Below are 17,613 nucleotides of genomic sequence, written 5' to 3' on the forward strand. Positions count from 1 at the left end.
AACTAACTAATGAGCAACGTTAAAATTGTTCATGAATTGCACATCTTAGTTATATATCTACTTAGCTTAACAGCTAAGCGTAATTGTATTGTAAATTGTTGATTATACAGGCTTTAACTTTATTTTCGAACTAAATACCTTAAGAGATAATAAGTTATCATTGGTATTTCTAAACGCTTCTTGTGGTAAGCTAAGCGTACAAATGTGTATTAATATTTAACAAGGCAGCAATGCTTCTCAACATATAATTGCTAGCTAAGTTAAATCCACAGCTATAAATTACTATATCAAATCACAGTTTTACCCCATTTGCTGTATTATCAATTGCTTTTAAGCCGACTAGTTTTACACCATTAGTAAAGAATGGATATACCTTTTGTTTATGGTAACTAACTATATTATGTGTGAAGGTTACATAATTAGTAGTGATAAAAAATCCATATTCGGTATTTTTACTCATCCCTATTTCATCATTATAACTTAAAATGTTATTAGCTACTGTAAGTAACTGATTAACTTGCGGCGTTGCAGCATAAGTTGACAGAGCCGTTCTTTTATCCTTACCGGCTTTACTAAAGATAAAATGATTACCACTTACAGTAATTTGGTAGTTAACTGCAGTACTCGTAATATCTATACCTTTAGAGGATGGATTTTGTATATTGTTACGTTCAATAGATAAATTGAGCGGATTGTTCCCAAAAACAGCAATTGCTACGTATGTCCCTTTAATTGTGTTATTACGTGTAATACTGTTATTACTGATGTGTGATGACGGTGGCGGAGAGGTGACATTTGACATAATACCGGTTGCTGTCAGTTCATTATCAATAATAGTATTATCAGCTATCAGTATATGATGATTTCCACCTGATTCAATACAATAGGTTTGAGCATCTTCAATAATATTACCTGTAACTTTCGAGTTATATCCTACACAGGATATTCCCATTCCATCAACGCGTTCTTTAATACTTTTTCCTGTACCTTTTATTTTATTAGCAGCAATGGTGGTACCATCCATATATCTAAAATCTTCAATGCCCATACGCCCGGCATTGATAATGGTGTTTTGTATTAACGAAACATCTTTTGATGCACAAGCAGCATTATTACCGGTACCAGTTAAAGCATTTTGATGAGCATTAATAATTGAATTGCCTTTAACTAAAGTACCAGATGCACCATTTTCGGCATATACAATGCCGCAGGTTTTTAGCTTATTACTCAGGATATTGTTTTTTGACGATTGTGGGCCGGTAATCCATACAGCTTCCATACCGGCTTTACCATAAGGTTGATTTAAATTGAAAGTGCAATTACTCACTGTAATGTTTACAGCATCTTTAATTAATACCACAGCATCCAGCCATCCGGTTAAATGAAACCCATTTGTTGCCTTGAAAGTGACGTTCTTGATTACGCTATTACTAACATTTTGAAACTTTAAAAAAGTGCCATTGGCAAGCAAATAACCCGACATGTTATTACCATTTACTAATGTTCCGCCTGTAATATTTACGCCACTAGGTACAATTAGTGTTCTGTTAATGATTAGCGTGCCGGTTAATACCAGATCTTTTCCTTTGTCTAACTGAGCTTGTAAAGCATCTGTATCATCAACACCATTTGAAGCGATTGCTGCATACGCTGGTTGCAGCGCCATGAAAAACAAACTCACCAGCAAAGCGGAACGTAAACGCTTCCACATCACAACTAAGCAGACATTCATTTTTTCTGTATGTAAAAATTGCTCAGATAACTATAGATTTTAAATACTGTGGCTGCTACAAAAATCTGTTTTTCAGATAAGCAAGAATGCCATAAATGTTATTTTCACGAAGCAACCGAATAGCCCGTTGTCCAGAATGACTATAAAAATGATTAAAAGTGTATTTGTCAGCTTCTCTATTTACTTCAACCTTGTCAGGATGCACTAATGGAAATACCATAGTTTCATTCTTAACGCTGGTTTTGGTAGAATCTTTCAAAAAATAATGGGTAGCCTGATCAAAAAAGCCCATATTAACTACCAAGTTCTGGTTAGGTGTTATACATAATCCGCCACTTTTCCATATAGAATAATAAAAATGGAAATCCCATACACTGCTGCTTTCTCTATTAGCTTTGTACAAAGATTTTATCCAATGATTTTTTTCTTTAGTTGAATTAAACACGTAATCGAGCTTACCACTCTTAATTTCTGCTGTAGATTCACTAATGTTCGCTCTGAATATTTGCCAGCTCCTTCTCCAGGTTGCCCATCCCCATGATGCTGGATAATGTGAAAAATAATAACTTGCATTTCCACGCTTTCTTCCACCTTGAAAATTGTTACCACCAATAAACTTTACCACGTCACTATCTTTATACTTTTCCAATAACTCCTCGCAAAATGGAAAAAAGGACAAATTAGGTACACAGTCATCTTCCAGGATCATTCCGGCCTCCACATGTTCAAAAAACCACGAAATAGCCGAACTTACAGCAGGGCCACATCCTAGATTTTTATCTCTGAACAATGTTTTAAGTTCACAATCCCAATCGATTTGTTCAATAATATTTCTGGTTTCACGGCAGGTTTCAACATCACTACTATTGTCTGGCCGAGGGCCATCAGCAGCAACATATAAGTATTTAGGTTTAATCTTTTTTATTTCATTAAACACTTTCTGTGTTAAACCAACTCTATTGAAAATCAAGAATAAAACAGGCGTTTGAAAAGGCTTATTTTGAGCACTTGTGTACTGCATAATGTAATTTTAGCTCTTATAGCTATGAAGCTAGCTATATGTTGGTTGGAAATTATTTTATAAAGTATTAGGAAAAAGAGGTAATGAATAATGCTTTTATCCGAAGTAGTGTATAGTAAAATACTCTGTTATATTGGGCGTTATATTAAGGAAGTTAAAAAGATATTTATGGTACGAACTTAAACATTTTTTGATTTTTATTTAGTATTTTATTCAAAGCAAAATGGTTCATGAATGAAAATAAGTGGAAGTTAAAACTGTAATATGTTCATTCTTATTTTCAAGTGAAGGAAAGCGTTCAGTTATTTTTTTGGCTGGGTTTCCACCGTATATAGAGTATGCTTCTACATCTTTGGTTACTACAGAACCAGCTGCAATAATGCTGCCTGTACCAATTTTAACACCACTCATAATAATTACACCATATCCTACCCACACATCATCTTCTATTACAACCTTTTCATTAAGCCCTTTCCAATTGTAATCTTTATCTCTTATCTGTGATGCCAATCTGATTGGTACTCCTACTTCATGAAAATTATGGTCATAGCGGCCAACCAGTGCTACTTTATTACCTAAAATCACATCATTACCAATTTTACAATTGGTTTCAATCTGCGAATCTCTACCTATATAAAAGTTTCTGCCTGTTATAATGTTATCCTTCGCCCATAACCTTACCCTGGCACCGGCATGAAAATTTTGGCCTAAGTTGTAATTTCTCCATTTTACTTTTACTAAGTACAAGTCACGGAGCTTTTTAAGGAACTTAATCATAAGCTATTCTTAACTTTTAATATTAAGGTTTCTACTTTAGATATAATACGCGCTCTGAGCCCCATCTTTAACGAAAATTTTTCATGATAGTAAGGATGTATAGCTACGGCATCAGGCAATTGAAACTCAAGCGAATGTTCGGTATCTAATAAGGGTCTATAGCGCCGGTCTGATCCATTTGTATGAGTTGCTGAATTATCAAATCCGTTATTATAAACTTTAGATCTAACCGGATACAAAGTAAGTCCTTTAACTTTATATTGATAATAAAACCATCGGATAGCCCATGAATCCAGTAAGCCATTCATTTGATTACGCAACATTTTGTTCAAGTCTGACCCACCCTTAGCAAAAGCCCTTTGCCGGCGCTTATCTCGCCTGAAAGAATCATAATCTTTTACTTTCCAGTCCACATCGCTCCATTTGTTTTTCCAGGTTGCCCACCCCCATGACCATCCACGCTCTAAAAAATAAGCATCCGAATTTTCATAGGTACATTCACCTAAATCAAATGAATAACCTGATATTGAAAATACCGAAGCTGAATTTCTGTATTTATTTAAGGCTTGATTCATGAACGTTAAAAAGTTGGGTGTTGTTAATAAATCATCTTCAAGAACAATTACTTCATTATGGTTTTCCAGAACTTCAGTAACACCTTGTATTATAGAGTTTGCCAAGCCTTTATTTACTTCTGCTTCTTTAATCGTAATACTTTTGAATCCCGATACATCTTTCAGGAATTCTCGAACACTTTTTACTTGTTCCCGATCCGAATCATTCTTGGCGCCATCGGAAAAAATATAAAGGTTTGACTCTTTAGCCAAAACATTTTTCTTTAAAGCCTCTATGGATTGCTTTAAAGGCTCTAATCTCTTATATGTAAAAACTAAAACTGGTGCAAGGTTCATAATCATATATTTTAAGGTTCGCGTACTTATATTGCTGAGTGTTAGTTGATAGTTAATATATACTTATGATTAACAGCTGCTAGTTTTCCAAACAAGCAACTATCAGAATTATTTAAAAGCCATATACGGATAATAATTTTTCACTTCCTAGAAAAAAGGTACTACTGCTAGTTTAAATAGGATTGCTGAACAATATGCTTAATCTTGTTCTCCCATGTTTGCTTCAATGCAAAAGCATTGGCAGCCTTACTCATAGATGTTACTAAAGCAGGTTCATTATATAACGTTAATATAGCTTTATTTAGTTCATTGATTGCTTCTTCAGGTGTATCACAAGAGCATCTAAATCCGGTCTCATCATTAACAATAATGCCTTGTCCATGCAAATTTAAGGTAACTACAGGCATACCATAAGCCATGGCTTCAATCAACTGAGCCGGACAGGAATCTCTCAGGGAAGTAAAAAAGAATACATCACAATCTGCATAAAAGCCTTTTACATGCTCAAACGGTACCTTTCCCTTCCAAAAAACGGTATTTTGCAATCCTTTCTCTTCAATTGACTTTAACAATGAGTCTCTTTGTTCACCATCACCAACAATGGTTAGTGTGATACCGGGATAAGATTTTAACTTCTCCATTACTTCCAACAAAACTAACACACCTTTTCGGGGCATCATTCGGCCTACCCACAAGAGATTGAGTTTGCCGGGCTGTGTAACTTTATGTTGAAATTGACTTGGAAAAAAGGTTGATGGCAGAGCAGCATCTAATGTATAATGTACAGGTGAAGAACTGATCTTTTTAACCATAGTAGCGGTGTCATGATTAGAAACCCAAACGGCTGATGCTTTATTCAGCATACTTTTGCAAGCTGGATTGTATTTCATTAGAAACGCTGAAACCTTTTCACGCTTTTCTTCAGCCCCCCAACCTGATTCAAAATACTTTTTAAAACTTACTGGCGATTGCTGCCCACCACCAGCAGGCCCGAAAACAAATGGTACCGGAAGCTTATACATGAATGAACCCAACTGCACACTACCCCAAGTAACATGGTGAGCTATATCAAATGCCATTTGCGTGTGTAATGCTTTGGCTGCCTTGTAGGCAAACCATTGCCACATAATATAGTATAGATACATGCTCGCCTGAGATTTGGCGTATAACTTTTCAGCTCCAAATGGTAATTGAACATAGTGGAAAAACAAGTTATCAGGTACATTAACCTTTTCAATATTCGCTTTTCCTTCTATACGGGTAAAGCAATGTACTTCTAAACCTTGTTTAGCCAAACCAGTAGCCCAGTTCCAGCCATTACCCGGTTCAGATCCTTGAGTTGGGTCGCAAGCAAATGCAGATAAAAGAACTTTTTTCATTTGTAGAGATGTATGGATATAAGGTGTGCGCAATACTTCTGATTACTTTAAGCAGTATCACCTCTTTACCTCATATCCAATAATGCTTTGCTGATTACTTTATTATACCCGGCATTAATAAGCGCAGGTGAATAGTAAAAAAATGTTTTATGGCAACTAACAAACCAAAATGCCTTTTTTCATAAACGAAAAATTCATTTGGAGGGCCGTAGCTCAAAGGAGAATACAAGTTATTGATCCTGTCTTTTAATTTTACCTGGGGTAAGCGCCATTTTGGTAAAGCATCGTTTCTTTCACAATTTCCTATAAAATTGCCTGTCGTGTAGGATCTTATACCCTCGCTCCGTGCTCGTAACCCATAATCATGATCTCCTATGGCATGTGTAAACTTCCAGTCTAAATTTCCTACTTCATTATAAACAAATTTTGGTATCAAAACACAGTTACCATGAATGATATCACATTCTACTATGTTTACATCCGGATAGTTCATTACAGGTCTGTTACGTTGCAGTTTCCCGCCGCCATAAGTAAGTACACCGGCTTCCAAAGGAGATTCTATACAGCCGCAAATGATTGCTTTATCTTGTGTTTCCTTTGCAGCAGATAATAGTTCCAGAATGGCATTTTCGTAGATGTTGGTATCATCATTCAGCCACAAATAAAAGTCGTTCTTTTCATTAGCTTTTGCTGCTGCTTCCCAAGCTGTGTACATGCCTCTGTTCCAGAATAAATTACCATCGCCTTGAATGGTGGTCACCATCGGAAACTGTTTTTGAACAGCAGCGCCGGTTCCATCTGTAGAGCCATCATCTACCAGATATACTTGAATTGTATAATCCTGATTAAGGCCTTTTTGATTGAACAACAAGTTTAAACAGTCAAGCGTTTTCTCTTTCCTGTTATGGCATGTCATTAAAACAGCAATGTGTGGCATAGCGAATATTATATATGTAAGTAATTGTATTATAAAGTAATAGAACAACTAAGCTGATATTATTCAGCCAATGTTGTATCCTGGTATTTATTGTTAATAAGTGTTGAACTTTGCAGATACAAGTCTAAGTTGCGATAGCGTTTATCAAAAATCCCCAATATCCAATTTTCCATTTCTGCATCATCCATCTCGCGGAATGCTTGAGAAATACACATCCCAATCATTATCCACAAGTATAGATAAGATAAATCAAATGCGCTGAAATCCTCAACCCATCCATAGGCCCAGCGAAATGCAACGCAAACACCTAGTATTCTCATGATGGTATTGTTACTCCTGGCAACGGCTAGAAAAGATGCCCAGAAATACACCAAAAATGATAAAACAACGCCGACTACCCCCGTCCATGTAAATGTATTTAAAATGGCAACCTCGTTATAGGGTCGCTCCATTTTACCCGTTTTTAAAACTTCCATAGCATACTCGCCAAAAGAAGCTGATTCATTACCTCGTGCAGGAGTACGCCCCAACCATATATAGCTATATTTTACAGCCGAAGACAATACTTCTTCATACAAAAAGGTTCTTGTGTCGGTTGTTAAATTAGCTTCTTCGGTTCCTCCACCTTCAACTACGGAAGTTGTAGTATAGTCACCTTTAATGTATTCATCCATTTTAAATACATTAAACTTCCCGCTTACAGCTAAACAAAAAAGTACTATCGGAACAATTAGAAGTAACCATCTAGTCAAACCTAAAAACCTAATCCATATAGTATTTCTAAATAGGTAAACAAAGCTTAACAGCAAAGCTGATGAAAATTTAATGACGTTGCTTCTGGCATCAAGAGCACTGAAAATCACTATTATTGTTAATACAAAACTAATGATCTTCCATTTTTTGCTAAGCACCGGAAAGAATAGCAAGAAGAACCCTATAGGTACCAAATATCTGCCAAAGGCATCGGGATAGGCAATAATAGGCAGGAACAATATAAAAGCAGGAAGTGCATACTTTAACCAAGTACTAAATATGCTTTGTACCAACTCTTTATTGGTGGCAACATATACGACTAACGGTGTTAGTAGTAACATTGCATTACCTACTAAATTCTTCCATTCCCAGTAATTATCGGCCACAAACATACCTCGAACAATACAGATGGCATTCCAGACTAAGTACAACACCAAAAATTTGGTATTACGGTTATTCTGTGTATCGTAATACTTTTTCTTTGCTTTAACGACAGCAATTATCAAAGCCAAATTGATAGCCCACCATACAAACGTGCCGCCAAGTTCAAACCTACTCCATTGATTTATGGAGTTGACTGTAACCAGCAACATTAAAAAATTAATAATCTTTCCTGAATCGGGCTTTACCATTTTTATACGATAGATAGTTGCTCCTGACTTGAACTTACAATTTCCTGTTCGGATAAGACTTTTATTAGCTTAGCCGGATTACCTGCCCAGACCTGATTATCAGGAATATCTTTAGTAACCAACGAACAAGCACCTACAACCGAGTTTTTACCAATAGTTACGCCTTTCAAAATAGTAGAATGAGCACCAATAAAGGCGTTATCGCTAATAATTACAGGTTTTTTTATTCTATTAGCTAAATCAAGTGCAGGGCTTTTCCTGATTTCTGGTATTATAGAATGGAAGTCGGTATCATACACACACACACCTCCTCCTAATTTTACATCATTCCCAATAGTAATGCTTGAATGGCAGATTAATGCAGCCTGACTCATGCCCACATTACTGCCGATAATTAGTTGCGCATTTTTGTCAACAAAGAATACACAAGGCTGTGGGCGACCTATAGGATTGGATGACAAAGTATTATTCATATCAAGTCCAGACCCAATAACACATGTTCCACCTGTAGCAATAGATACATAAGGCAAACCTTCTGTTTTAAAGTTAGCATGCTGCACATTTTTAATGTAAAACAGAATCTTACACAAGAGTTGATTTACAGCACCAGAACAGTATACATCTATTCTACGCAACACCTTAAATATAGTAACGATGATTTTTTGCATCTTTTATCATTTTAGTTTATAGAACTGCCTTGCAGGTTGCTTTTAAGCGTACTATCAAACTTTTATATACAAAGCTTAAGTATAAATTTATTTTATGCATTAAGCTGCATTTCTAATTCTTCGAGCTCCTCTTTAATGTTTCGTTTACCGAATATTTCGCCAATCCAGTTTTTTACTTCTTCATCAGTCATGCTCCTGAACGATGTTGTTAAGCAGATGCCCAACATAAACCACAAAAACACCGTTGTAATATTGAAAAAGTTACCATCTTCTACCCAGGCGTATCCCCAGCGGAAAGCCATAAAAAGACCCAACATTTTTGAATAAATATTATTTGAATGGTTTATAGCCATGTATGAAGCTCTATTAAATACAAGTAGGTATAATGCCACGCCAACAATGCCTGTCCACATGAAAACGTTAAGAATTGCAGCTTCATTCCACAAGCGTTCTTTACGACCGGTTATTTCTGCCAGATCGGCAAACCAAACTGTTTCGTTTCCACGCGCTGGACTTCTACCTATAATCCATGTATTGTATTTTTTGGCGGTCCCTAATACTTCCTCATACAAAAAGGTTCGCGTATCTGTAGTTAAGCTTTCATCTACTACTTCACCATCTGCATTAACTTTTGATTTTGTATAATCACCACTTACATATTCGTTTATCTTGAATACATTAAAGGTATCAGTTACGGCTAGTGAAAACAGTATAATTGGAGTAACAATAAGTACTATTCTACAAACCTCCAGAATTTTTACAGGAACAATATTGCGAGTCCAGTAAACCAAAAGCAGTACAAACGGAACGCCAAATTTAATTACATTACTTCTGGCGGTTACATCAGCAAACATTACCCATATAGCAAAAAAAGTGATGATAATTTTTCCTTTAAACGGTATAACCGGTAAAAAAAACAGCAGGAAAGTTACAGGAACCAAGAAAAAGCCATAGGCATCTTTTGAAATAGCGAACGACAGCAATAAAAACAATGGCAATCCGAACTTTAAGAAAAACTTTATTATTGATTGCCATAAGGGCAAGCACGATGCTGAAAATGCGACTATCGGAACAAGTATTCCTAATGAAGCACTGGTGAAGCCTTTCCAATCCCAGTAAGTTTCAGCTACAAATAAGCCTCTGATGATACATATCACATTCCATAGCAAATACCATTTAACCACCCGCATATCATAGTTATTAATAGTGGTTTCCAGAATACTTTTAAAACGCCAAAACATCAAAAGCGTAATAAGTTGTATAATCCACCAAATGGTTATATTATGTAACGGAAGTGATGAGTAATCGACTATTGAATTAACAGCTATTAATAATATGAAAAAAGGCGCAGTTTTAAAAAGTTGTCTTGTACTAATCATCCTCTAAGTTTCTCCTTTAAACCTGATTTGATACCTGCATATAACTTGTATCAACCTTAGCTACATTGTTGTAAATCTCAACCATTCTGGTAGAGTTCGCCGTTTTATTATGGCGTTCCCAAGCCGCAATTCTACCATTTTCTGAAAGTTTTTGAGTCAGTTCCAAATCAGAAAAAATATCGCATACATTTTTGGCTAGCATTTCAACTTCCTCAAAACGATACAACAATCCTGATTGATGGTCCTCAATCATATCGGTCATGCCACCTACAATTGATGCTACACATGGAACACCTAATAGCTGAGCCTCTCCTATTGAATTAGGGCTGTTCTCGATAGAAGATGGGCAGACAAATACATTTGCCTTTAAAAACTGCTGACACATTTGCTGTTCAGAAAGCATACCCAGAAAAACCACATTGTCTTGAATTCCTAAATCTTCAATTTGTGATTGAATGTATTTTCCGAATCCATTTATCTTCAGAAAACCTTTATTGGTAAAGTTATGCCCGGCTACATATACTTTGGTTTGAGGATAATGGGCCAATATAAAAGGTAAAGCAGCAAGCATTTGTTGCAAACCTTTAATAGGATAGTGGGCCTGGCTTAAAAAGATGCTGTATTTTTTACAGTTCTGATACCCCCACTTGTACTTATAGAATTCCTCACGGAGTGTTTCGTTGCAGAAGTGATACTTTATAGCTGAATTGAGAGCCCATGTATGCGCTTTATCCCAAGCTGTACGGCCTATAATATGCTTTACAGATTGAATCATCTGTTTTTCAAAGCTTCCCCTTTGCACCATTCTATTACGTTGAGTAATAATGGTATCGTTCCGTAAAATATCTCTAATCGTAATGTTTTTCAGCAATACTTTTTCGCTAATACCGCCATAGTAGTAACGCTCATAAACACTCACTAACCCCTGAATAGAAATTATTACCTTCTCACTTCCGCAAGCATTTACATAAGCCAATCCATGCGGGTATTCTGTTCCGTGCACATGTGTTACATCAGGAGCAAAATCTTGATCTATTTGTTTCCAATAAGCTTCAAGCTTTGCATTGTACGATATAACATCACCAGCGCCTGGCAGCAGATAATAGGTAATTTCTCCTAATTTCAATACTTGCAACTCCTCGCCCGAGTAAAGAGACGCTACTGCTAATTGGATATTACTATTTGTAGCTAACAATGCTTTTGCACCGGCATACATCCAGCCTCCAATAACAGGCGTAGCTATATTCAGCGCTTTACAAGCGTCAGGAAATAACGTATTGGTAATCCAGAGAACGCGCATTAGCTTAGTTTTAACATTTATTTAATTGATTTAATTGAAGAAAGCACTACTGATTGATAAACTACCAGTAACAAGCGCCTTCAACCTTTAATGCTCCTTCAGGCTTTTCTTTATTATCTGGTCTTACCCAATGCTCATTAATTAAACGTGCATAATTGTAGGTATCATTATAATTAGCGGTTTCCCACCGTTTGCCTATAATGCCGAATAATAGTTGCAGGCTCCCTCCCATGTGAAAACCTTTTTTACCCATTCTTTTTACGTGGGCAGCTAACGGGAACCCGTAGGCACCAGCACCTATTAAACAGATATCGTAATCTCGCTTATCTATTTCGGCTTTCATGTAATCCAAAGCTTCAAACCAATCATTAAAGCTGGTTGGTACACCGGCTATAGTTTGCACTGCCTTTATTGTTTCCAGTTCAAAATCAGGCAACAAATTATCTTCAAATAGAACTTCTCGCTTATTGTATTGTGATTTGATAGTTTCGGCAAAAGGATGAACAACCAGCACTTTTTTACCTTCTAAAGCTTTAGTCCAAGGAGTTTTTGAAAAGTATGGGTTCAATAACTCGAAGTTTACTTTTGTCGCTTGCTTTAGCTCATCTGTAAAATAGCTTTCTTGAGCCATCCAGCTACCTAACACATCCACTTCAGGAATATCATGCAACATCAACTCGCAAAACTGCTCTATTTTCTCAGTTGTGGTAGGGAAGAAACCACTATACACCTGCATCTGGTTAATAATGTTGTTTTCCCACCACCAGGGTTGTGTTTTACCTTTGATAAAATTCACAAACTGGTTTTTATGATTTTTAACACCTATGTAATTACACAGACATATCATTTCTGTGCTGCCAAAACGCGCAATCATACTTGGCTCATCAGAGGTTAACGCTTTATAAATTGCATCTGCAGCTACATCAGCATTCTGCTCGCATTCGGGTTTCTTTTTAGGTTGGGGCTTCAAGCCTTTTTCATACCCTTTTCTAATAACTTTTAACAAAATAATACCTAAACCGCTGGCTGCTTTCTGGAATTCTAAACGTTCAGATCTGGCAAAACCAATGTACCAAAAGGCAATTAAAATAGATATAAAGCTAGTTGCAGCAACTGTTATAAGCCGCAATACACTTTCTGCCATGAAATAATGTGGCACCCATGCAATCGCTGCCGCTACACCAAATGCAAGCACGCAACGTACAATAACCTCACTAAAAAATTGCCAATATGATAAATTGAAAGACTTATTTGAGAAATAAAGAATGTTTACGGAATAGATAATTGAATATACTATGAAAACGAGATACATAGCATAAGGCGGATAGCCTAAACTATAAAGTAAGTACGTAACAACCAGCGGAAAGAATGTTAGAACAGAAGATACAATTTGAAATCTTCTGATATTACCTACAGCAGAAATGGAAGTTGACAACGTTAAGAAAAGCTGTTCAATCATATCTCTTACTAAAAGTAACTGACAAAATACAATAGTATAAGCAGGTACGTTTTTTAACCATAAATGTAAAACGTACGGCATTTCTATCAATGCGGGTTGTATAAGTAAAATCAGGAGAAAAAATGATATTTTACTACCCAGCATGGCAGCTTTAACCATCAACTCTCTATCACCGGCTCCTTCACTTTTAGCCAACGTAGGATTGAGCGCTCTCAACATGGTAACCGAGAATGCTCCCAATTGTCCACTGACCTGATTAGCTATTCCCTGCGCGGCATTTAAAACAGTACCAAAAAAGATATTGATTACCATACCCTGACCATAAAAAGCAATCATGCTGGTAGAAGATCCCATCAGTGACCAGCCGGCAAAACTGGTCATCTCCCGCATTAATTTACCATCATAATTATCACGTAAGTTAATCTTGCACTCTTGGTATTGCCGTTGGCAGTAAATTACCCGAATAATAAACAGCACGATAGCAACAGTAGCCATCAGAAAACCATAAGCTATTAGTTTATCACCAGCTTGATGTGCAACAATAATGGCGATCACCATTTTCAATACCGATTCAACTACACCCAATATAGCAAACAACAACATGTTTTCGCGCGCGTTAATTGCTGCATCATACGGCACAGAAGATATGGTGAACATGGTACTAATAATCATAAACTGATAAATCAGCTTAGCAGCTGCTACCCTTTCCGGTGCAATATTTAATACGCCTTTAAATAGTATATAGCCTGTAATTTCAAGTACTATAAAAATTATACCTGAAATAATTAAATGCAATAGCGTACTTACATTAAATATGTGCTTTAACTTATTCAGATCTCCTTTACCTTGGGTGAATGACATAAAGCGTTGAGTGGCCGATGCCATAGAAGCATTCAGGAAACCCAGCATCAATATAATACCGCCAACTACGTTGAAAATACCAAAATCTCTGGCGCCTAAGGTGGCCAGTACTAATCGGGTAGTGTACAACGAAATAAATACGGTAATGGCCATGCGACCATAAAGAAATCCTGTATTTAACGCAATACGTTTTGCAGCTTGCATTTAAGTGAACCTTTAATTTTTGTTGAATTGGATCAGGAAATATGGTAGAATAAGCCTCTAATTAACTTAGAGGCTCTGGTATTATTAGAATCTGCTTGAGAAATCTGTAAAGACAGAATTCTGTTTTCTACTCTTTTTATTGTCAGTATAATAGTTATTGTTATAACTGTAGCCATACCCATACTGAATTCTTTTAATACCATTGAAAATGATATTGATATTTGACAGCTGCTTTTGTTGGATTATATCTTGGATAAAGTCAAGCTCTTCAATTTTAGTGTAACCCTGGCGAATAACGTACAAGATAATATCTGCATAGCTAAACATCACCATAGCATCTGGAACTAAGTGAGCAGCCGGGCTATCTAAAATAACACAGTCATACATACCACGCAGTGTTTCAATCAGGCTCCTTAACTCATCCTTTTCTAATAGCTCTGATGGATTGTCAACGATTTTTCCGCAACTTATAACATGCAGGTTTGGTACTATACCCGAATCACGTATAATCTGATTTAATCTGGCGTCACCATTCAAATAGTCGCTTATACCGGCATGTTCGCTTTCTAAATTAAACAGTTTAGAAATCTGAGGTTTCCGCATATCCATTTCCAGCACTACAGTCTTTTTACCTGAATAGGCCAAAGCCACGCTCAAATGCCTGCCGATAAAGCTTTTGCCTTCACCCGATATGCTAGATGTTAGCAAAGTAACACTACCTGGCTTATTGCCTAAATTATAGTTTAGGTTAATACGTAAAGCTTTAAACTGCTCACTCAAAGCATTAGTACCTGCCTTAGTTATAATTAATTCATTATCTGGCTCTTCATACTGTAACTGACCAATAATAGGCAAGTTTAATGCATCTTTAATTTCTTGCACATCAGTAATAGTATCATTTAAACTATTGCGGGTATAAATAAGTCCGGCGGGTAAAAGAATACCTAATAAAAATGCTACACCAAGTGTAATAGGAGCTGTAGGACGTTTAACTGCTTCTATGTAAGCATTATCTACCACATGATCATCAGCTAACTCTGAAGCATATTTTACAGAAAGTTCTTCTCTTTTTTGAAGTAGATAAGTGTATAAGTTTTCAATTATACTTTTCTGCCGGGTTTTGCTACCATACTGGCGTTCTGCAGTAGGAATATCTTTGATAGAAGATTCAAAACCAGAATTGTAGCTTTTAAGATTTTCTTGTGTACTAACTAAAGACTGTTTAAGCGTTTTAACATTTTCTTTGATGGCTGATTTTGTTATAGTAATCTGACGATTAATCGGCTCGAAATCAGGGTTAGTTTCCGGAGTGGTTGCCAGCAAACGTTCACGTTGCAACTGCAAATCCGACAATCTTCCAATTAAATTGGTTAAAGTTGGGTCTGTGACCCCTAAAACAGCAGTGGTTTTATCCAACCCTTGAGGCGAATTGATTTTACGCTCAATATTTTCTAATACATTCAGCTGAATATTCACATCATTCAGGCGATTAGTGTTGGATTGCATGTTCTCCAAACTAATTTTGGAATCAGAAGTCAGATCTGTTAAACCTCTGCTGCTTTTAAAACCTTCTATACCCTGCTCTGCGCTGTTAAGCTGACGAGACAAGGAAGCAACTCTTTGATCAAGAAACTTGATTGTGTTTTCTGTCTCCTTGTTTCTAGCTATAGTACCTAGTTGTTTATAATTAGTTAGTAATTGGTTCAGAATATCTTTACCTCTTTCGGCTACATTATCATTGATGGCGAGTACAATAGTACTAGTTAGCTTGTTAGGTAAACTTACGTCAATGGCTTTTTGGTATCCGGCAGCTACCCCGTCAGGATCGGCAACAGAAATTTTAATAAGGGAACCGGAATATTTCAACACATCTTTTGTAGGCTCCAGTTTCCAGTCACCAAAGCTATTGGTGTAAGTGTTGTTAAAAGATAGTTCCTGCTGACCTCCTGAAGGAGTCTTGATGTAAAACGAGCTTTTATCTTTAACGATGATATTAATATCCGGATTTTTGTAATTTCTGGTTGCTGAAAGCAAGATTAATTTAACAGGACTAGCTTTGTAAAGATCTGTTGAGTTAAGTTTAGTTTTCTTTTGATAAGAAATCCATAATTCTAAGTCTTCCACCACTTTTTTGATAAGCTGGTTAGATTTTAATACCTCAACTTCGTTCTCAACACTCTTGTTAGAATTAATCAGGTCAATTTCCTGCAATGCCGTTTTTTGATCAGGTGTTTTTTTATCGTTATTAATTATTAACGACGCCTTTATTTGGTACACAGGCTTTGTTAGTTTTAAATAAGCAAAACCTGCTGCTAATGCAACTACAATACCGATTAGGAAAAGAGGCCAATGAAACAAATATTTTGATACAATTCTTTTGACATCAATTGTGGGGCCGTTGCTTTGAATAAGCGCTTTGATTTGAGCTGAATTATTAGCCATTATGGTTAACGGTATAAATTTGAAAGAACGATTGCTATAATAGACAGACCAGAAAGTACCAGAGTTGCTATACGGTAACCACGATCAACAGTGGCATATTTTGTACGGTCAGGCTGTACGTATATCTCGTCGTTATTTTTTAAATAGTAGTATGGTGAATCAAAAATCTTTTTAGAAGTAAGATCAATGTTAATGTACTTACGTTCGCCATTCTCTTCTCTAATCAGAATGATATTTTTACGCTTAGCGGTAATATTTAAATCGCCGGCCATAGTAAGCGCCTGCGTAATAGTTGTCCTTTCGTTTTGTAAACTATATACGTTAGGGCGCAACACATCACCAAAAACACTTACATTCATATTGATGATACGAACATTTACTACAGGATCTTTATAATAGGTGAGCAAAGTATCTCTTAATTTTGCTCGTAATTGAGATGTGGTTAACCCACTTACTTTCATTACGCCTACTAGCGGTAAGCTAATCATCCCCTGGTCATCAACCAAGTATCCTTTGTTAAGATAATCTTCCGGATTAGATGAACTAGCAACCGAAGGAAAATTAAATATAGCTGATGATTCAGGATTTCTGCTGCTCACAATGATGCTTAAAATATCTGCAGGCTTTATAGCAACAGGAGAATAATTATTAACTTTCTCTTGTGATGGTCGTGAACTATCTAAATCTTGGAAGTAAGGTATTTCTTTGTAAGATCCACACGAACTAAAAAGAAACATTACTAGAATACTAAAGAAAATACTTGTTTTATTCATGAGTTAGAGTATTATATATATGACTTTGATTATACTTAAGGATTACTATTGTTTAAGCAACATTTATCTGTTTTTTACTTGGATTTATTCATCTATAAACATTAGTTTGTAATCTACTTTTCTCGATTGTTTACTATAGAAGTATCATATTTTCAAACAATCATCTTTCAAAAGAAAGTAGATTAAATCGACCAAATATCTTGTTAATCAGTAAACAGCTTCGCCATTCCGCTTACATCGGGCACTTTTTTTTTAACTTAATGATAAACTGCGTAAGCTTTTTAAACTCATAGTTATTTACCATTTGATTATAAATTTACGCCAAACTATTACCATCGCAAAACAGAACACAGAAGTTGTGTACCCATTGTATAATTATGAGAAA

13 protein-coding genes are annotated in these 17,613 nt (G+C 36.1%); all 13 read right to left on the bottom strand.

Annotation, left to right across the window (positions count from 1 at the left end):
- Positions 1-292 precede the first annotated feature (292 nt).
- Positions 293-1,732 (bottom strand): right-handed parallel beta-helix repeat-containing protein, encoded by a 1,440-nt coding sequence (locus HH214_RS00205; RefSeq protein ID WP_169605423.1) that lies wholly within the window; start codon positions 1,730-1,732, stop codon positions 293-295.
- Between the two features lie 55 nt (positions 1,733-1,787).
- Complete coding sequence (locus tag HH214_RS00210; protein ID WP_169605424.1) at positions 1,788-2,753, bottom strand: nucleotide-diphospho-sugar transferase; 966 nt, start codon at positions 2,751-2,753, stop codon at positions 1,788-1,790.
- Positions 2,754-2,981: 228 nt separating this feature from the next.
- Positions 2,982-3,530: a CatB-related O-acetyltransferase gene (locus tag HH214_RS00215; protein ID WP_169605425.1), complete on the bottom strand. Its 549-nt coding sequence runs from the start codon at positions 3,528-3,530 to the stop codon at positions 2,982-2,984.
- Positions 3,527-4,441, bottom strand: coding sequence for a glycosyltransferase (locus HH214_RS00220; protein WP_169605426.1), 915 nt, complete (start codon positions 4,439-4,441; stop codon positions 3,527-3,529). The genes HH214_RS00215 and HH214_RS00220 overlap by 4 nt, the downstream gene beginning before the upstream one ends.
- A gap of 167 nt (positions 4,442-4,608) precedes the next feature.
- Positions 4,609-5,820 (bottom strand): glycosyltransferase family 4 protein, encoded by a 1,212-nt coding sequence (locus HH214_RS00225; RefSeq protein WP_169605427.1) that lies wholly within the window; start codon positions 5,818-5,820, stop codon positions 4,609-4,611.
- A 94-nt stretch (positions 5,821-5,914) separates the two neighbouring features.
- Positions 5,915-6,757 carry a glycosyltransferase family 2 protein gene (locus HH214_RS00230; protein WP_169605428.1) on the bottom strand — a complete coding sequence of 281 codons (843 nt, stop codon included), beginning with the start codon at positions 6,755-6,757 and terminating at the stop codon, positions 5,915-5,917.
- A gap of 59 nt (positions 6,758-6,816) precedes the next feature.
- Complete coding sequence (locus tag HH214_RS00235; protein WP_169605429.1) at positions 6,817-8,142, bottom strand: hypothetical protein; 1,326 nt, start codon at positions 8,140-8,142, stop codon at positions 6,817-6,819.
- Between the two features lie 2 nt (positions 8,143-8,144).
- Positions 8,145-8,810, bottom strand: a complete 666-nt coding sequence (locus HH214_RS00240) for an acyltransferase (RefSeq protein WP_169605430.1) — start codon at positions 8,808-8,810, stop codon at positions 8,145-8,147.
- 92 nt (positions 8,811-8,902) lie between these two features.
- Complete coding sequence (locus tag HH214_RS00245; RefSeq protein ID WP_211166277.1) at positions 8,903-10,051, bottom strand: O-antigen ligase family protein; 1,149 nt, start codon at positions 10,049-10,051, stop codon at positions 8,903-8,905.
- Between the two features lie 154 nt (positions 10,052-10,205).
- Positions 10,206-11,405 (bottom strand): glycosyltransferase family 4 protein, encoded by a 1,200-nt coding sequence (locus HH214_RS00250; protein ID WP_169605431.1) that lies wholly within the window; start codon positions 11,403-11,405, stop codon positions 10,206-10,208.
- A 145-nt stretch (positions 11,406-11,550) separates the two neighbouring features.
- Entirely contained in the window at positions 11,551-14,013 is a 2,463-nt protein-coding gene (locus HH214_RS21890; protein ID WP_211166278.1) for a lipopolysaccharide biosynthesis protein, read from the bottom strand.
- 84 nt (positions 14,014-14,097) lie between these two features.
- Positions 14,098-16,455: a GumC family protein gene (locus HH214_RS00265; RefSeq protein ID WP_169605432.1), complete on the bottom strand. Its 2,358-nt coding sequence runs from the start codon at positions 16,453-16,455 to the stop codon at positions 14,098-14,100.
- Positions 16,456-16,460: 5 nt separating this feature from the next.
- Positions 16,461-17,228 carry a polysaccharide biosynthesis/export family protein gene (locus HH214_RS00270; protein ID WP_169605433.1) on the bottom strand — a complete coding sequence of 256 codons (768 nt, stop codon included), beginning with the start codon at positions 17,226-17,228 and terminating at the stop codon, positions 16,461-16,463.
- Between the last annotated feature and the right edge of the window lie 385 nt (positions 17,229-17,613).

This window comes from Mucilaginibacter robiniae (assembly GCF_012849215.1).
GTDB classification, from domain to species: domain Bacteria; phylum Bacteroidota; class Bacteroidia; order Sphingobacteriales; family Sphingobacteriaceae; genus Mucilaginibacter; species Mucilaginibacter robiniae.